This is a genomic window from Runella sp. MFBS21, from assembly GCF_029433105.1.
Classification (GTDB): Bacteria; Bacteroidota; Bacteroidia; order Cytophagales; family Spirosomataceae; genus Runella.
This window is the reverse complement of sequence record NZ_JARNTW010000028.1, coordinates 33,770-49,921: the sequence shown is the minus strand read 5'-3', so window position 1 is coordinate 49,921 and position 16,152 is coordinate 33,770. Positions and strand designations below refer to the sequence as shown.

Sequence of the window (16,152 nt, the reverse complement as noted above, 5' to 3'; positions counted from 1 at the left end):
TTTAGATAGATAGTTTTATTGCCCAGAGAGTTCATACGCTAATTTAAGATAGTCTTGAGCTCCATTAGAATCAGAAGCGTAGTTAAAGATATCCTGTTGAGCGATTTGAGATTCTTTGAGTGCCACATTTTGACGAATGACCGTAGAAAATATTTTAAAGCTTGAGAGTGAATCTTTTATGTAATCAATCATGTCTCGATGCACTTTAAGACGCGCATCTACCATGGTCAATACAATACCTTCAATCATCAACTCATAATTGATACGGTCACGAACCTGAGTGATACGATCAAACAAATTATTAACACCCTTTAAAGCTGACGCCTCCGGCTGAAGAGTCACTAGACAACTAGTAGAAGCCACCAAAGCTGAATTAGTAAAGATGTTCAGCGCTGGGGGACAATCAATAAAAATATAATCATAACGGTTTCGGATAGGGGCAATGGCATTTTTAAGTTGGTTTACCCCCCCAACAGCCTGCACGAGCTCTAAATCTGCATAAGCCAATTCTAAATCACTAGGTGCCAAATCATAGTTTTCTATGATGTTATAAATAGGCAGAGATTCCCCTTTGAGCAGCGACTGCACTACCTGTTTCTCAGGGTTGTCATGCCCCAATGCTTGGGAAAGGTTACCTTGGGAATCCATATCTATCAATAAAACACGATAGCCAAGTTTTACCAAAGCTCTTCCCAAATTCAGCGTCGTAGTCGTTTTACCAACGCCTCCTTTGTGGTTAACTACTGAAATAATTTTGGCCTTTGAACTGGCAAACTCTTTGAATCCATATTTAATGAGAACAGGAGACAAACTCGCCAAATGCTTTGAATTCAGTTGTCGATCTCCTCCTATTGCCTTAGAAAGAGTACTGACGGGTAGTTGGGCTTCTTTCTCCAAGACGGACAATGAAAGTGCGGGATTTTGTTTCAAGAAGGAAACAGCTTTTTCGTTGGTGAGCATATTTTTACTGATATAAGCGCCTTTTATGTCTTAAAAATAAGACATAAATTTTTTTTTGCCAAAAAATATAGACAAAAACTTATCAGATAAACCTATAATCATCTTTCATTGATTATTTCAACGGAGCTATATAACTTGCCAGTCAAGTCAGATAAAAAACTGGACAGTCGCTAAGAGAAAATCTAACTTGTAATCGATATGGGTCAACATCGCAAAAGTTGGAATGAGACAGAAGTAGAAGTTCTTATTCACCACAGTCAGCAAAAATACGCCGCTTTAAGGTAGCACCTTGGATGGCTTTTAGGTAGTAATTCATAATTTATGGTTACTTACATACTAATCGAATCGATAGCTCTAACAATCCAATTACTGCCCTTAATGAGCTCTGGCAGGCTTTACATACTCCAAGGTCCAACAAAAAAGCAAAAATTTTCGAGCATTTATTATGAATGGATAACAGTTATCGGTTAGCACTTATTTTGAAATTATTAATTTGCAATTCTCTTCAAACACTGCCAATCCGTTTTCGTCAAAATCCCCACAATAATCATACTTACAGACGATTACTTCCTGAGCATAACTGTCGATAAAACTATATTTTTGATCTTTCCAAATACTTACCAATTCATGATTTGTTTCATAGCTGATTTACTGATATTGAGGTTGCGAAATCCAGTCACCTTTGTAATTAAGAAACCCCAAAGTCCCTCTTTAGATATGCCTATATTACCATAAAAATAGATAATAAATCCGTCGTTCCCTGTCTGTCAATTATGCCCCATAACCCCTCCCTTTCGGCTGCTACAAGGTCGGCGTTAAGTTGAATTCGATTCGTATAGGTTTCCATTTTTAGCGGTTTTATCAAAAAATGTTATTCATAGCTGTTTATTCACTTTTTTGATAAAATCTTAGCACCCGATTAATTCAAAACTCAAATTTTGTTAACAAAGTCCCAGCGGAATAAGGTTGTTGATTGTTGCTAGTCGTTTTGATCACATCAATGGTTACTTCACGCATTAGCTCTTCAATTTCAGCACCCTTTTTAAGGTGTTTGAGCAAAGAGCCAGTAAAAACACCATTACGTCCATTTCCATTATTGGCTACATCACCCGGTTGAGTGGCATAGTATACTTTTGTACTTTGGGATAGTCTACCTACTTGTACAAACCCTCTGCTGCCAACATCACGGTTCCATGAGCGGAAGGGATTGTTGCGGCAAGCATCTAAATAGACCAAGTTGACTTTGGTATTATACCGTTTCATCTCACTCAAAATCAGGTCAAGTGAAACAGCCTGTAGGCGAGCATCTTCTCGACTCTCAAGTGTGGCATCTATTGGTAACAAATAGTTGACTCCTTCAGATTCAATCCCATGCCCAGCATAAAAAAACAAAGCTACGTCGGCATCTTTGGCCTTTTTACTGAAATCACCCAACGTCTTTTCAATTTGGCCTTTAGTAGCATCCGTAAGAGTAGTTACATTAAATCCAAGTTGCTTCAGTCGTTCACTGATGTCTTTAGCATCATTAATGGGGCGGCTTTCCAGTCTGCTGCCGTGCTCGTAGGTAGAGTTGCCAATAATAAGAGCTACGCGCTCTTTTAGCAACACTTGTTCTGTTTTGGCTTGGCTTTTTTTGGGAATCGCCTCATTTTCTTGTTCCTGTTTTTTGTTGGAGACAATTGTGGGCTGCTCATTCGAGGTACTTATGTAGTTGGGGGTAGGATTTTTGCGAAAAGCTACGCTGACCATACGGTCGCTACTGTTCATGAATATAAAATCAACGCCAATATTATCATAATAATAGTATACATAGCCTTTACCATCATTTTGCTTTTCAGTAGGGTTCCCCAGCATATCAATGACCTGGATGCTTTTTAAGTTGAAGTTGAGGTTGAGAGGTAATTTATTTGTATATTTTTTAAAATAGCTGCTCGGTTCCACTCCCGAATGAAAAAAGACTTTTGTGATTCGACTGTCTTCAATACTACTTTGTACAGAAAGACCTACTCGATAAAATTCGTAAAGCATCTTTGTTGAACTGTAAGCTACTTGTCGCTCTGGGAGTCCCATTCTTTCTGTTACCTTTTCTTTAGCATTTCCAATTAATGCTGTAATTTCTTCAGCATCCGATACCTGAGCATTTACCGTCAGAGAAATGCAATGAATGATGTATCCCAAAAAACATAAAAAATGGCTTTTATTTCGCATATAATTAGTTTTTTCTTTTTTTTGTAAAACTGCAAATCAATCTTTTAAATAGAAATTTTATATGAAAATTTATTTACCTCTACTCTTCTTTTTATCATTTTCTTTATCTTCCTGTTATACATATAAACCTCTGCTACGTACACCTCCCACAAATCAAGAAACCGATACAGGCTTGCACAATGAAGCTATTAAAGTGTACCCTGAGTGGAACAGGAAAGCAACATTAACTCCTTCTTTAATAGGTACGGGTATTGGTTCAGCTGTAGTAATTTCAGGAATTGCGATACTAGCAGCAGCACCAGAACCTATGGACAAAATAGTACATTTTTTTGTTGGGTTTGTTGGAGGTTCTTCTCTAATTGCAGCCTCTTGGGGTACTATACCGAATAAGCTGGAAGAGAATGAATCGAAAGTTGTTAAAAAATTCAAATTGGTTGATAAAGAAATTTGGGTAAAAAAATATAATCGTACCAATGAAAAGGAATATGTTATTGTGGGAGAAGACATTGATGAAAAGACCGATAAACCATATCTGATTTTAGTACCCTCTATCCGCAAAGATCGGTATCTGTTGGAAGAAAATCGCCGCCGCGAGTCTCGAAACGGGCGTGAATAAATCATATTTCCGCCAGTTTAGTTAGATTTTAACATGGTCAGAATCAGCTCGCCCCCACCAAGCCTCGTCAAAAAGAGTTTGTAAGGCGTAGTTGGCGGTTTCGGAAATAACAAACGTATAATGGTAGTAATCAAATATATCAGAGTATAGCACGAAGTCTGACCACTTTATTCGAAAAGAGGGAGTTGGACCTCCGCCGGTCAGATACCCCCAAAATATGCATACTTCCGTATCTTCGATGGTATATTGTTGAGTAAGCTTCGTCAATATAGCCGGTAAATTGTCACGGTAACGCAACTCATTGTGGTCTAAATAAACCGCCTCCGGCACCTCTCTCCAATTGATGCCGTTGTACTGTGTGGGGAAATGTTTATCTACCCATCGCCAATAAAGGCCATGGCCAGCATATAGTTCGTAGTTTGTATTATCAGCCTCAAAGGGATGATTTCCCAAATAAAGTTGGTAATCTACCGCGTTTTGATTCAGTTTTTCAATTATGTAGTTGTAATTTTGTAATGTGTGATTCACCCAATGTTTAAGCTGTAACTGTCGTCTGCGTTCAATGAGCTCTTTACGATATTCGAGGGTTATATTCTTCATGATTGCATACAATTTTGTAATTTTTATGGTTTTCTTGCCCTCAAAATGGAAGTCTGAAAAGGGCATTGTGCATTATCGTACTTCATTGACTGTATCCTGAAAATATCATCAAAGCGCTGGCCGCGTTGTAGGAATTTGAGCAGTGCTGCGGTAAATACGCCATTGCCGTTCTGGACTACACTCCTCGGAGCGGTGGCATATTCGATTTTTTGGGCCGTTTTGGTATTAGCGTCAATCGGCACCAGATAGTTTTCCCCGTTGTGCTGCACGCCGTGGCCACTGTAATAAAACAAGCCTACATCGTACTGACGGAGGCGGTCGCCAAAATCATCAATATTACGCAAAAAGTCTGATTGAGTCAGGTTTTTACGAAGTATTACTTCAAAACCCAAGGTTTGCAAGGCAGCGGCCACGCCGTTGGCGTCGTTGAGAAGGTTTTGCAGCCGCGCATCGGCCCAGATGTAGTCTTTATTACCCACCACCAGCGCCAGCCATTGCTCCGTACCCGCTGGCATTTGGCTTTTGTCAATGGGTTTCATGCCTGTGGGTTGGGCAAATGCGGGAGTGCTTAGCAGTCCGAGGCTGAAAAGAAAAAAGAGGGAATAATAGAAAAAAGTGCGCATAAGGCTAGATATTGATTCTTTTTATTGCGATATAAATAGACCCCTTCGGGGTGGCAAAGAGCGAGAATAGACCCTTAACAGGGTGACAAAACTACGGGGAGACAAAACACGCCGCGTCAGACGGATTGCCTCTCTGTTTATTGAAGGGAAACTACCCGAAAGCCAAAGAGGAAGTTGCGAAGCGAGGGCGGGCGGTTGATGCGAATCGCCACGCGAATCCACTCGGGGGTCTCGTACCAGCTACCGCCGCGTAACACGCGAAGAGACCCACTAGCAGGGCCGGTAGGATTACTGTCAGCACTGCCAGTATAAGCACCGTACCAATCGTTGCACCACTCCCATACGTTGCCGCTCATGTCATAAAGCCCCAATTCGTTTGCTCCCTTTTGACCCACGGCACGTGTGCCACTATCATTGGTATTTTCAGTAAACCAGCCCACTTCTTCCAAACTGTTACTACCCGCATACATCCTACCCCGGCTTTGCTGACCACCACGTGCCGCGTATTCCCACTCAGCTTCCGTAGGCAAACGATACGTACGACCCGTCTTGTGGCTCAGCCACTGGCAATAGGCCACCGCATCATTCCAACTTACATGAATCACAGGATGATTGTATTCCGAGCGGGGGCGCAAGTTGCCACTTACATCACACTTCCAATTTACCCCTGCCTTCTTCTCATAATTTGGATAACAGGAACTCCAACCATTTTTCTCGGCATCGGTTTGATAGCCCGTCGCTTCCACAAATTTCTCAAATTCCTCCAGCGTCGTCTCATACTTAGCCATCCAAAAACTACTTAATGTGACGCGATGTATGGGTTTCGTAACGGTACTTTCATTGCTACCCATCATAAAACTCCCCCCCTCTACCCTTACCATTGCAATGGGTTCTAAATCTACTACGGGTTTGGCTGGCTCTTCGCGCTTGGCCGGCGTATCAGGAGTAGGGGTATCCGTAGGTTTGAAATAAAAATCATCCGTGATAAAGCCCGCTTGGTAGGGGGTTTGGCGCGTGTTTTTTCCAGTCACTGCGCGGGCTGTGTTTTTGAATATACTGATAAGTTCCAAATTTGGTTGGCGTAGTTGCTTTAGCAATTCTTGCGTAAAAAGCCCATTGCGCTGCCCTGCGTTTTCGCTGGCGGTTTGGCCGGGAGAAGCGGCAAAAAAGGCAATCGTGCCACTAGGGGCATTGACAGCCCCCAAACCCGAACCCGTATTACGATCCCAGCCTCGGAAAGGGTTGTTGCGGCAAGCATCTACGAGCATGATGTTGGTACGGCTATTGGCTTCTTTCATGCCATGCATCACGTCGTTGAGACACAGAGACTTCCGCTTGGCTAAGGTCTCATTCAAACCACTTCTTACTTCTATCGACATCAGATAGTTGAGGTTGTCGCTGGCTTCAAATCCATGCCCGGCAAAGTAAAACAAGCCTACGGCATAATTTTTAAGACGTTGGGTAAAATCCGATACCACATCTTCGAACTCGGTTTGGTTGAGATTCTGTTTGAGAATCACTTCAAAGCCCAACGAGCGGAGCATAGCAGCCATGTCGGTAGCGTCGTTGGCGGCATTGGGAAGGGCTTGTCCGAGGTAGGCTGAGTTGCCAACCACCAAGGCCAAACGACCTTTTTGCGTTTGGCTATCATTCCCTGTTGTCTTAAAGGCTCGCTGAGCGTGCAAGCACGAAAAGCTCCATAAAAAAAAGAAAAAGAAGTATTTCATAAAGTGGACATAGTAGAGATTCAAAACGTAAAAAATAACCTTTTCAAAAATAATTATTTAGGTCTATAAACAGCCAGAAAAGTTATCAATTGACCGCCCAAAATCATAGGTCTTCATTCTTTTTGTTGTTATAGTTCTCTCAAATACCACATTCCAGGAAATACAATGCCGGATGTGTTGATAGACACTTCCAAGATTTCACCTACTTGCAGAGAATAAGGTTTAGGGTCAGATTCTAGGACAAGCAGTCGAACATATATCAGGCTAGCATCCATCCAAACCCCTAAGCATTGGATTTTGTAGCGTCGCCCCGCTTCTCGGTATTCATAGATTTTTCCTTTCTCCACATAATCATCCCTGACCCTAAAATTAAAATGAGGGCTAGGAAGCTTGATGCGCTCTTGAGGACGAAATTCGCGGACTACCCACGTACGCGCTAGTCGGTCGCCGAGGCGCTGGTAGGGACGAGATTGTAGCATCGAAATTCCGGCAGCGATTCCTAACGTAATATAAAAATCGACCCAACCACCCAACCACCGCAAAAAGGCTTCTTTGAGGCCAAAGCCTCCATGTTGGCTTGAGACAACTCGAAGCCCCAAAAGATATTTACCGATGGTTTGGCCCCTACTGAGACTCTCGCTCAAAGGCGTATAAAGCAAGCAAAAAGGTACATAGCTCAGCAGCTCAAATACTCCTGCAAACAGCCGGTCGTAGGCCATGGGCTGGTCTTTGGTGAGCATGTATTCATAAAAGTGCCATCCTGCATAAAGCAAACCTATATCTACGAAGGAGGCTACTAGGCGACGAATCAGTACATTGAACCTCATGGGATTTATCTTGCCGTGATTTTGATGGTCACTCTTCCCTCTGAGACCTCAGGTCGCTGACCTTGGGAAGTAGGCACTACTGTAAGTTTGGAGAGTTGTTGTTTGTACCATTGGGCAATACTGGCCGATACCGATGTCTCAAGAATGGTCAAAGCCAGAATTTCACCTTCGGCGTTTACTTTGATGCGAAACACAATCCGGCCAGTTTCATCATAGGGATCTTGCGGCACGCTCATTTTGCCAAAGCGAAAACCAGCTAAATCCAACCCTATCCCTCCTTTTCCTTTGCTAGGGCCGTCATAGCCACCTGTGGGCTCGCCATTGGGAGCGCCACCGTGATTGGTGTTGGCTTTGGGGTCATTGCCACTGCCCCGATGTTCGGTTTTTTTGTAAAGACTACTAGGTTCGATTTTGGGCGTTTCGACGGGGGATTCGTTGGTTTGGGTCACTACGGGCTGAGCAGTACCTCTGATCTCTGAGGCACTTGGGCGAGCGGGTGTGGGCTTAGGTGCAAAGCGTGGCGCTGGTGCCGCACCGCTGCTAGTTGGGTGACTCACAGGTTGTGTTTTAGGACTCACTTCAATTCGCATCGGTACCCATGCAAGTAGCTCTACGGTATCTATCACCGCTTTGGTTTGATGAGTGATAGGGGTGGAAACGTGCAATTTTACTAACCACAGGGTGGCCAATAGGGCAGTGCTTAAAAATATACTTCCCGCTAAAGCACGGTTGCGAATCTGGCTATTGGACGAGGTGATGAGAGCAGCGTACATGTTTACTAAAAAGGTTTGTTTGTAACTTTATACATTAGTGCTACTAAACCTTATCAGTGGCTATGGATTTTTTATTACACTTATGGCTAACCAATTACGCCAAACACTAGACATAAGCTATCATAATTTTAATGCTAACAAACCAAAAAGTAGGGGTTTATTGTTATTTTGTATTTGCATAAAAAACCCCTATAATTACCAATAAACAATGCAAATCGCACTATATCCCTTCCTCTTTTAAAACTCCTTAAAATGAAACGCCCAGAAACTATACTTGCTGAAAGTCAAAATTATTGCTTAGGTGGTCATTATGAATGCGGTTATATGGTCGATAAAAGAAACGGACAAGACATTTACATTGGTGATTGCTATTGTGATGTCAAGCTTGGTGTTATTGATAAGGATGAAAATTGGGCTTTATTGTTTGGACACTATGACTTTTATTTATGGTTACCTACTCAGACTCAGGTAGAATCCTTGCATGATACGTTACCTAAATATGAAAGGTTATTTCAATCTACGTATGACATAAGACAAGTAAGTGATTTTGAAGTAGAGATTCTGGAAGATTTTCGATTAAACAAGAAGCCGGGTATTTATTCCTTTAACATAAAGACACGTGTCGTTAAAAGAGTAAGAAATTTTAAGAAATTAGATATTCGTTTTGCCCCTTATTACTATCCAAAAGTAGATTGGTAGCGTAAGATCATCTAGATTTCCTAAATCTCGGTGTATTTTATCGTTACAATTGGCTTTGTCTCCGTTACCTTTTTTAGGTAAGATTGGTAGTCAAAAATTTCGGAATGATCTTTATACGCAAAGTCAAATTCTTGAATATAACCACTGGAAAAGTTGCCAGAACGGTCCAGCATTTCAGAAAATTTTTCTTTGTAGGCTTTTCTGTCTTTTTCCTTTAAAGCACTTTTCCAGTATTTCAGCGTATCAAACCGCGAAAGCTTTCTTCCTGCTCCGTGTGCACAAGAATACAACGCCTCTTCGGCTAAAGGTGCATTTGGTTTTAGTTTTACCAGCAAACTACCTCGTGTCATCGATAATGGAATAACAACAATGGCGTCTTGAGTTAACTCTGTGCTACCTTTTCGATGGGTTATTTTCCCCGTTTCTGCTTCAAAACGAATATGATTATGGATCGAATCTTTCAGTTCATACTTTGTGCCATACATATTGCCTTCTTCTTCTGTTTTGGCAAAATCCAGACTCAAATAATTCTTGCTGATTGCATTTTTATCGCTTTTTATATAATTGGCATTCTGCAAAAAGATCAATGTTTTAAGGCAGAAATTCTTTCTTCGTTCATACCCAAACTGTAATGTTTCATTGTAATACTCATAAAACTTCTGGTCAATGAAAGAGGTATGAACAAAAGGGACTTTAGCGCCATACTCAAGTGAAAACTCCTCGACTAAACCGATACAATGTTGATAAAGACCAATGCCTCGATCTCTCGTACCTGTATGACAAATAATGTAGATGTAATCTTCATCTTCTTCCAATGACAAAAAGTGATTTCCGCCCCCTAGACCATCGTCGGTCATTTTGGTATGTGCCAAATTCAATGCTCTATAATGTTCCTGTTTGTTAAAGGGTTTTAGCCAATCTGCTTTGGATACTTTCAGAAACATCACCCCACAACCAATATCTTTCCCGGTAACAAGCGGATAAAAATAATCGGTAGATGAAAATGCTACGCCAACCGGTACCGCTTTCTCGTCGCAGAAATGAATATCAGTAAATGCGCAGACTTTTTCTATGTGTTGATTTTGGGCATACTGCTCCACTTGCTCAAGGGCATTGGTTTCTATTTTCTCTTTGTTGCAAAAATAAGTTACGGGTTTCATTGTCTAGTTTATTAAAATCAGGACTGAGGAAAACTGCTTTCTGAGTTACATTGATTTATCCTGATTTAAGAAAAAACCTTATCAGTAAGAGAAGATTTTTTACTACCAATTATGATTATTTGAGAAAACGAAGTAATGCCCTCTAGAGCGATAAAAACTCTATGGACTATATTGGAGTCTTGCAAGGCTCACTTAAGATGAAGGTGAAAGTGAGGCTGCTTGGTGCGAGTTTCGTCGTTGAGAAACAGTTCTTGATGCTTGTTGATCAACGTTTTAAGCGTCGAAAGTTCTTCTTTAGAGAAATGTTTTGTTTGAATATCGCGCGCAGTATTCAATAGGTGATTGGAAATATAATTGCCTTGGTTCATCTGCGACTGAATGACTGTTTCCATTCGCTTAATGACTTGCTCGTGAGTTTCCTTATTGTCTTTGCCCTGCTTAAAAGCGCCATAGATAGCATCTACCCAAGGCTTTTTATACGCTGCGTAGGAGGTAAGGTTATGAGCGTTTTGGTTGTATTTTGCCTCGCAATGATTATACATCGCTTTGGCTTGCGACAGCGGCGTTCGCGTGTTGCTAGTAATGACTAGTTCTTTTCCAAACTCTTCTTGGATTTCTTTAATAAGATTGTCAATCAATAGACCTGCCATACTAAAATAGGTTTTATAGGTAGAGTATTAATGTATATTTTTTGAAAACTGTCCGCTTGTAGAGACGCAAAACATTGCGTCTCTATGATAGTATTAAGGTGTATTTTTTGGGGAAATTTTCTTTTGTCCCCTCGCTTCAGAACCCTAGGGGAAAATACGAATAGCATAACAGACTGTTTTCTTGTTTATTGAGAAACAACCACCCGAAAGCCAATGTAGCTATTGCAGTATGAAGGGATACTACTGAGGCGAGACGCTACACGGCTATTCGCGATCAAAAACCAGTTACCGCCACGCAGTACGTGATTGGATCCTGGAGGACCACCTTTAGGATTGTTAGTAGAGCTATTGATATAGTAATTAGTGCTATACCAGTCACTACACCACTCCAGCACATTACCACTCATATCATATAAACCCAATTCATTTTGCGCTTTTTGACCCACCGCACGAGTACCACTTAACTGAGTATTTTCTCCAAACCAACCCACCTCATTCATATCATTGCTGCCAGCATAGGTATAACCTTTACTTTGCTGACCGCCTCGGGCAGCGTATTCCCACTCTGCTTCTGTAGGGAGGCGATACGTTTGACTCGTTTTTAAACTCAACCATTTGCAATACTCTACCGCATCGTTCCAACTGACATGAATCACAGGATGGTTGTACTCTGAACGGGGACGGATTTCACCGGCTGTATTGCAACGCCAACTTACGCCCGATTTCTTCTCCCATTTACCATTAACAAAAACAGTACTACCTTTCTCTTTCTCTGCTTGGGTTTGGTAGCCCGTATCCTCTACAAATTGCTCAAATTCGGCTACTGTTGTCTCGTACTTAGCCATGCGAAAGTTGCTCACTGTTACTCGGTGAATGGGTTTTTCGATGGCTTCGCCTTCATTACTGCCCATCATAAAGCTTCCACCGGGAATGCTTACCATTGTAATGGGTTCGAGGTCTACGGCTGGTTTAGCGGGTTCAGTGCGCACTGGCGGCGCAGAGGGTTCCCCCTTTGAGGGTTGGGAGGCGGTCTGCACAAATACAAAATCACCTTGGAGTTTGTCATATCGTCCCGGTGATTGAGCGCCGCTACTGCGTTTTTCTACTTCAATAGTAGTTTGATCCAAAATAGTACGGATGCCCCAATTGGGCTGGATGAGGTATTTCAACAAAGCGGCTGTAAACAATCCATTTCTTTCCTTCACATTATCGTCGGCAGTGCTGCCTTCCTCGGTGGCATAGACAATCATACTACCACGTGGATTGTTAGTAGGTTTGACCAAGCTATTGTTTACATTTATGTCCCTCTTTGTATTATCGCATACTTTTAGATTGGGAACGTTGCGGCAGGCATCCAGCAACACAAAACTGTTTTTAACTCCTTTAGCACTAATATCACTCAAAATACGATTGAGCGAAATGCCATATTCTTCGATATGATCCAGGCAACTGATATCAGCATCTGTAGGCATGAGATAATTCTTACCTCCATAACTCAAGCCATGACCCGAATAATAAAATAAGGCTACATCTGAATCACTCAAGCGGTCTTTGAAAAGATTGATGCTATTAAGAAATGTGCGATAATCTGCATTAGTAGTTTGAATGACCACGAAACCTAATTGCTCTAACGCTACTGCCATGTCATTGCCATCGTTAAGTGGATTGCGAAGAGGGTTCATCTTTTGGTAGTCTTTGTTGCCTATCACCAATGCCAGCCGCCGCTCTGTACCCGCAGGAGCGTTGCCACCCACGGGCTTCATGCCTTTGGGTTGGGCAAATGCGGGGGCGCTTAGCAGCCCAAGGCTGAAAAAAAAGAGGGAGTAATAGAAAAAAGTACGCATAAGGCTAGATTTTGATGCTGTTTTACGATATAAATAGACCCCTTCGGGGTGACAAAGAGCGAGAATAGACCCTTGATAGGGTCACAAATTTCAAAATTCGACCGCCGAAGGCGGTGACAAAACTCTCTCCGCTGTTCCGTCTGGGCGACCCCGTTCGTTACTCGGTCGTCCCTCCCTCCTACTCCCTCCACAGCTGCGTTCGTATCTTTTTTAAAAGGAGCAAACATGCCGCACCAGGCGGATTGTCTCCCTGTTTACTGAAGGGACACTACCCGAAAGCCAACGCTGCTGTTGCGAAGCGAGGGCGTGTAGTCGTAGCGAAACGCCACGCGGTTATTCGCGGGGCCGGTGAACCAGCTCCCACCGCGAAGCACGCGATTAGACCCTCTAGTAGGGCCTGTAGGATTAATACTACCACTACTACTATAGGCACCGTACCAGTCACTACACCACTCCAACACATTGCCTGTCATGTCGTATAACCCCAATCCATTAGGCCGAAAACTGCCCACTTTCAACGTCTTCTTACGATCTTCCCCCACTGTAGAATACGATGCCTTGGAAGCAGCACGCGCATCAAAATTCGCCTCCCCAGCATCCAATACATCCCGACCATTCCCAAAACGCGTACGGGTGCCACTACCGCCGCCCGCCGCGTACTCCCACTCTGCTTCCGTGGGTAAGCGATACTTACCCCCCGTACGGGCATTTAGCTTCTTTAAAAACTCCTGAATATCCTCCCAACTGACATTTTCTACGGGACAATCAGCGCAATCTTTAAAGGAACTCGGATTGCTCCCCATCACAGACTCCCACTGTCGCTGCGTAATCTCGTACTTACTCATATAAAAACTACTCAACGTCACACTATGCACTGGCTTTTCGCTGGAGTCTCCCTCCTCATCACCCATCTGAAACGTACCGCCTTCCACATACGCCATCTCCGCAAAGGGCAAATCCATAAACGTCTTAGTCTTTGCTTTGGCGGGTTCAACCCGCACGGGCTCCTCTCGCTTGGGCGGCGTGTAGGGCTCTGGATCAGTGGTGTTGGAAGAGGGTCGCGATTGGGGCAAAAAGTAAAAATCATCCAGCAATTGACCCGTTAGTGAGGGTACTTGACTGCCGCTACGCTTATAAACCGCTCGGCTCGTATTTTTAAGGATTTGAACCAATTCTAAGTTCGGTGTTTTGAGTTGAGTCAGCAATTCTTCCGTAAACAACCCATTTTTGCCTCCACGGTTGTCGTCGGCTTGCTGACCAGGTGAAGCTGCAAAAAATACGACCGTTCCTAAGGGTGGATTCACGCTACCTAACCCTTTAGCCCCGTCTCGGCTCCAAGAGCGGAAGGGATTGTTGCGGCAAGCATCGACCAACAGCAGATTGGTCTTGGCATTGGCCTCCCGCATACTTTCTATCACCACATCAAGGCTCAGGCTTTTGTCTTTGGCCAGCACCTCATTCAGGTCGGAGGTTACATCCGTACTCATTAGATAGTTGACCTTTTCTTTGGATTCAAAACCATGGCCAGCAAAATAAAACAAGCCCACACTGTAGCTCTTTAGGGCCGCAACAAACTTCAACAAAGCCGTTTCCTGACCCGCTTTGCTGAGGTTTTCATAGTAGTGTACCTCAAAACCAAGCTCTTGCAAAGTTGTTCGCATAGCACGGGCGTCGTTGAGCGGATTGGTCAGCGCCTGACCCGTATAGGCGGCATTCCCAATTACGAGTGCCAGTCGTTTTTCGGACTCCGAAGCAGTCGTTTTGAAGCCCCGCTGGGCTTGTAAAGAAGAAATACAAAAACAAAAAATGAGTAAAAGAGCCTGTTTCATAAGTTGGTATTGGAGAGTCTTTTAGACAAAAAACGCTAAAATTCAAAAATAAGGAATTTAGATAGACAACCCAGTCGAAAAATTATCGAATAATAAAGGAAATATGGTTTATTGAGCTACATCGAAGCGTTAGAAGATTTGTAATAGCACCAAGTCGCAAAGAAAAACCTTTGCGGCTTGGTGGTTGCATTGCTCAAAACCAGTCTGATGTTATAAATTATAAGCATTTACTTGCTGGGCACTTTCGATGAGGCGTTTTCGATAGGCCAGTGCGTCATATTTATTTTCGAATACTTTATAATAAGAATTATAGCCAGAAGAATAGCTATTTCGGTAATTGGGAAAGTCCCCAAATACTTGTTCGTTAAAGTACTTTTTGGCGGGTGTCAATTCACTTTCTTCTAAATAAATCACGTTACTAATGACCAAGTGGCTGATTTTACCATGGTAAGTATTCACATTTACCCCACCGATATACACCACATATTGGCTTTCTAGTAGGGAATGGTTGCTTTGGGAAGCCCTTGTAAATGCCATTGTAAACAAGGCCAACATCACTACCCATGCTATACCTTTGGCGGTGAGACCAGCAGTACCTTTTTTGTTGTTATTAAAAAGAGTTTGTGTTTTCATTGAAGTTTGTGAATGAGATGGAAGTTTTCTTGTTTGTATATTCCCAAACTGCCCACAACCTTATCACTTACACTTCACAAACTTGTATTTTTTTTCTGAGCCATCTTCAGTCGGCGCGACTCTCTTCGCTGTTCCGTCTGGGCGACCCCGTTCGTTACTCGGTCTGGGCGACTCCGTCGTCCCTCCCTCCTACTCCCTCCACAGCTGCGTTCGTATCTTTTTTAAAAGGAGCAAACACGCTGCGTCAGGCGGAATGCCTCCCTGTTTAGGGAAGGGACACTACCCGAAAGCCAACGTCGCGGGAGCGATACGAGGGCATGCCGTCGTTGCGATACGCCACGCGGCTATACGCAGGGGGGTTGCTCCAGCCCCCACCGCGAAGCACGCGATCAGACCCTGTAGTAGGGCCTGTAGGATTGCTACTAGCACTGCTACTATAGGCACCGTACCAGTCACTACACCACTCCCATACATTCCCGCTCAGGTCATACAAGCCCAGTTCATTGGCCCCTTTTAGACCCACTGACTCCGTGCCTTTCCCTTGCGTATTAGTCATATACCACCCCACTTCATCCAAACTATTACTGCCAGAATAGCTCGTGCCGCGACTCTGCTGACCGCCACGTGCCGCGTATTCCCACTCCGATTCTGTAGGTAAACGATACGTCTTCCACTCGCAATAGGCCACCGCATCGTTCCAACTTACATGGATCACCGAGTGGTTGTATTCCGAGCGAGGACGAAGTTCCCTAGCCGTGTTACAGCGCCAATTTACCCCCACTTTTTCCTCAAACTTACTATTGACATACACATAGCTGTCATTGCCTTTCTTCGCTTCGGTTTGGTAACCCGTGGCTTCCACACATCGCTCTCTGCCACCGTCGTCTCATACGTGCCATCCGGAATCCCTTCACCGTTACTTTTCGTCGGCTTCGCCATCGCTGCTGCTCATTTCAAAACTGCCACAGGCTACGTAGCGCATGGCCACAGGCTCTAAGTCCAG

General features: G+C 43.4%; 16 protein-coding genes. 2 read left to right on the top strand and 14 right to left on the bottom strand.

Annotated elements, in window-relative coordinates:
• Positions 1-15: 15 nt before the first annotated feature.
• The 3 genes from P1X15_RS29770 to P1X15_RS29765 form a co-directional block, all read right to left on the bottom strand.
• Positions 16-960 (bottom strand): ParA family protein, encoded by a 945-nt coding sequence (locus P1X15_RS29770; protein ID WP_277341775.1) that lies wholly within the window; start codon positions 958-960, stop codon positions 16-18.
• Between the two features lie 474 nt (positions 961-1,434).
• A complete protein-coding gene (locus P1X15_RS32660; protein WP_409049718.1) occupies positions 1,435-1,584 on the bottom strand; it encodes a WG repeat-containing protein in 150 nt (49 codons plus the stop codon).
• Between the two features lie 300 nt (positions 1,585-1,884).
• A complete protein-coding gene (locus P1X15_RS29765) occupies positions 1,885-3,168 on the bottom strand; it encodes a caspase family protein (protein WP_277341774.1) in 1,284 nt (427 codons plus the stop codon).
• A gap of 61 nt (positions 3,169-3,229) precedes the next feature.
• Here P1X15_RS29765 and P1X15_RS29760 point away from each other — a divergent pair, with 61 nt between their 5' ends.
• Entirely contained in the window at positions 3,230-3,784 is a 555-nt protein-coding gene (locus P1X15_RS29760) for a hypothetical protein (RefSeq protein ID WP_277341773.1), read from the top strand.
• A 21-nt stretch (positions 3,785-3,805) separates the two neighbouring features.
• Here the strand turns inward: P1X15_RS29760 and P1X15_RS29755 are convergent, their stop codons facing one another.
• The 5 genes from P1X15_RS29755 to P1X15_RS29735 all read right to left on the bottom strand — a co-directional run bounded on the left by P1X15_RS29755 (position 3,806) and on the right by P1X15_RS29735 (position 8,334).
• Positions 3,806-4,384: a hypothetical protein gene (locus P1X15_RS29755; protein ID WP_277341772.1), complete on the bottom strand. Its 579-nt coding sequence runs from the start codon at positions 4,382-4,384 to the stop codon at positions 3,806-3,808.
• A 23-nt stretch (positions 4,385-4,407) separates the two neighbouring features.
• Positions 4,408-5,007 (bottom strand): caspase family protein, encoded by a 600-nt coding sequence (locus tag P1X15_RS29750; RefSeq protein ID WP_277341771.1) that lies wholly within the window; start codon positions 5,005-5,007, stop codon positions 4,408-4,410.
• A 137-nt stretch (positions 5,008-5,144) separates the two neighbouring features.
• On the bottom strand, positions 5,145-6,734 hold the full coding sequence (locus P1X15_RS29745; protein ID WP_277341770.1) for an SUMF1/EgtB/PvdO family nonheme iron enzyme: 1,590 nt from the start codon (positions 6,732-6,734) through the stop codon (positions 5,145-5,147).
• Between the two features lie 128 nt (positions 6,735-6,862).
• On the bottom strand, positions 6,863-7,561 hold the full coding sequence (locus P1X15_RS29740) for an RDD family protein (protein WP_277341769.1): 699 nt from the start codon (positions 7,559-7,561) through the stop codon (positions 6,863-6,865).
• A gap of 5 nt (positions 7,562-7,566) precedes the next feature.
• On the bottom strand, positions 7,567-8,334 hold the full coding sequence (locus P1X15_RS29735) for a hypothetical protein (RefSeq protein WP_277341768.1): 768 nt from the start codon (positions 8,332-8,334) through the stop codon (positions 7,567-7,569).
• A gap of 252 nt (positions 8,335-8,586) precedes the next feature.
• Here P1X15_RS29735 and P1X15_RS29730 point away from each other — a divergent pair, with 252 nt between their 5' ends.
• Complete coding sequence (locus tag P1X15_RS29730) at positions 8,587-9,033, top strand: hypothetical protein (RefSeq protein ID WP_277341767.1); 447 nt, start codon at positions 8,587-8,589, stop codon at positions 9,031-9,033.
• A 20-nt stretch (positions 9,034-9,053) separates the two neighbouring features.
• Here P1X15_RS29730 and P1X15_RS29725 read toward each other — a convergent pair whose 3' ends face one another.
• The 6 genes from P1X15_RS29725 to P1X15_RS29700 form a co-directional block, all read right to left on the bottom strand.
• Positions 9,054-10,193, bottom strand: coding sequence for an RtcB family protein (locus P1X15_RS29725; RefSeq protein WP_277341766.1), 1,140 nt, complete (start codon positions 10,191-10,193; stop codon positions 9,054-9,056).
• A gap of 188 nt (positions 10,194-10,381) precedes the next feature.
• The gene (locus tag P1X15_RS29720; protein WP_277341765.1) at positions 10,382-10,843 is read right to left on the bottom strand and encodes a hypothetical protein; all 462 of its coding nucleotides are present in this window, start codon (positions 10,841-10,843) and stop codon (positions 10,382-10,384) included.
• 185 nt (positions 10,844-11,028) lie between these two features.
• Positions 11,029-12,687, bottom strand: a complete 1,659-nt coding sequence (locus P1X15_RS29715; RefSeq protein ID WP_277341764.1) for an SUMF1/EgtB/PvdO family nonheme iron enzyme — start codon at positions 12,685-12,687, stop codon at positions 11,029-11,031.
• A 254-nt stretch (positions 12,688-12,941) separates the two neighbouring features.
• Positions 12,942-14,516, bottom strand: a complete 1,575-nt coding sequence (locus P1X15_RS29710) for an SUMF1/EgtB/PvdO family nonheme iron enzyme (protein ID WP_277341763.1) — start codon at positions 14,514-14,516, stop codon at positions 12,942-12,944.
• A 210-nt stretch (positions 14,517-14,726) separates the two neighbouring features.
• The gene (locus tag P1X15_RS29705; RefSeq protein WP_277341762.1) at positions 14,727-15,149 is read right to left on the bottom strand and encodes a hypothetical protein; all 423 of its coding nucleotides are present in this window, start codon (positions 15,147-15,149) and stop codon (positions 14,727-14,729) included.
• 265 nt (positions 15,150-15,414) lie between these two features.
• On the bottom strand, positions 15,415-16,011 hold the full coding sequence (locus tag P1X15_RS29700; RefSeq protein ID WP_277341761.1) for an SUMF1/EgtB/PvdO family nonheme iron enzyme: 597 nt from the start codon (positions 16,009-16,011) through the stop codon (positions 15,415-15,417).
• Between the last annotated feature and the right edge of the window lie 141 nt (positions 16,012-16,152).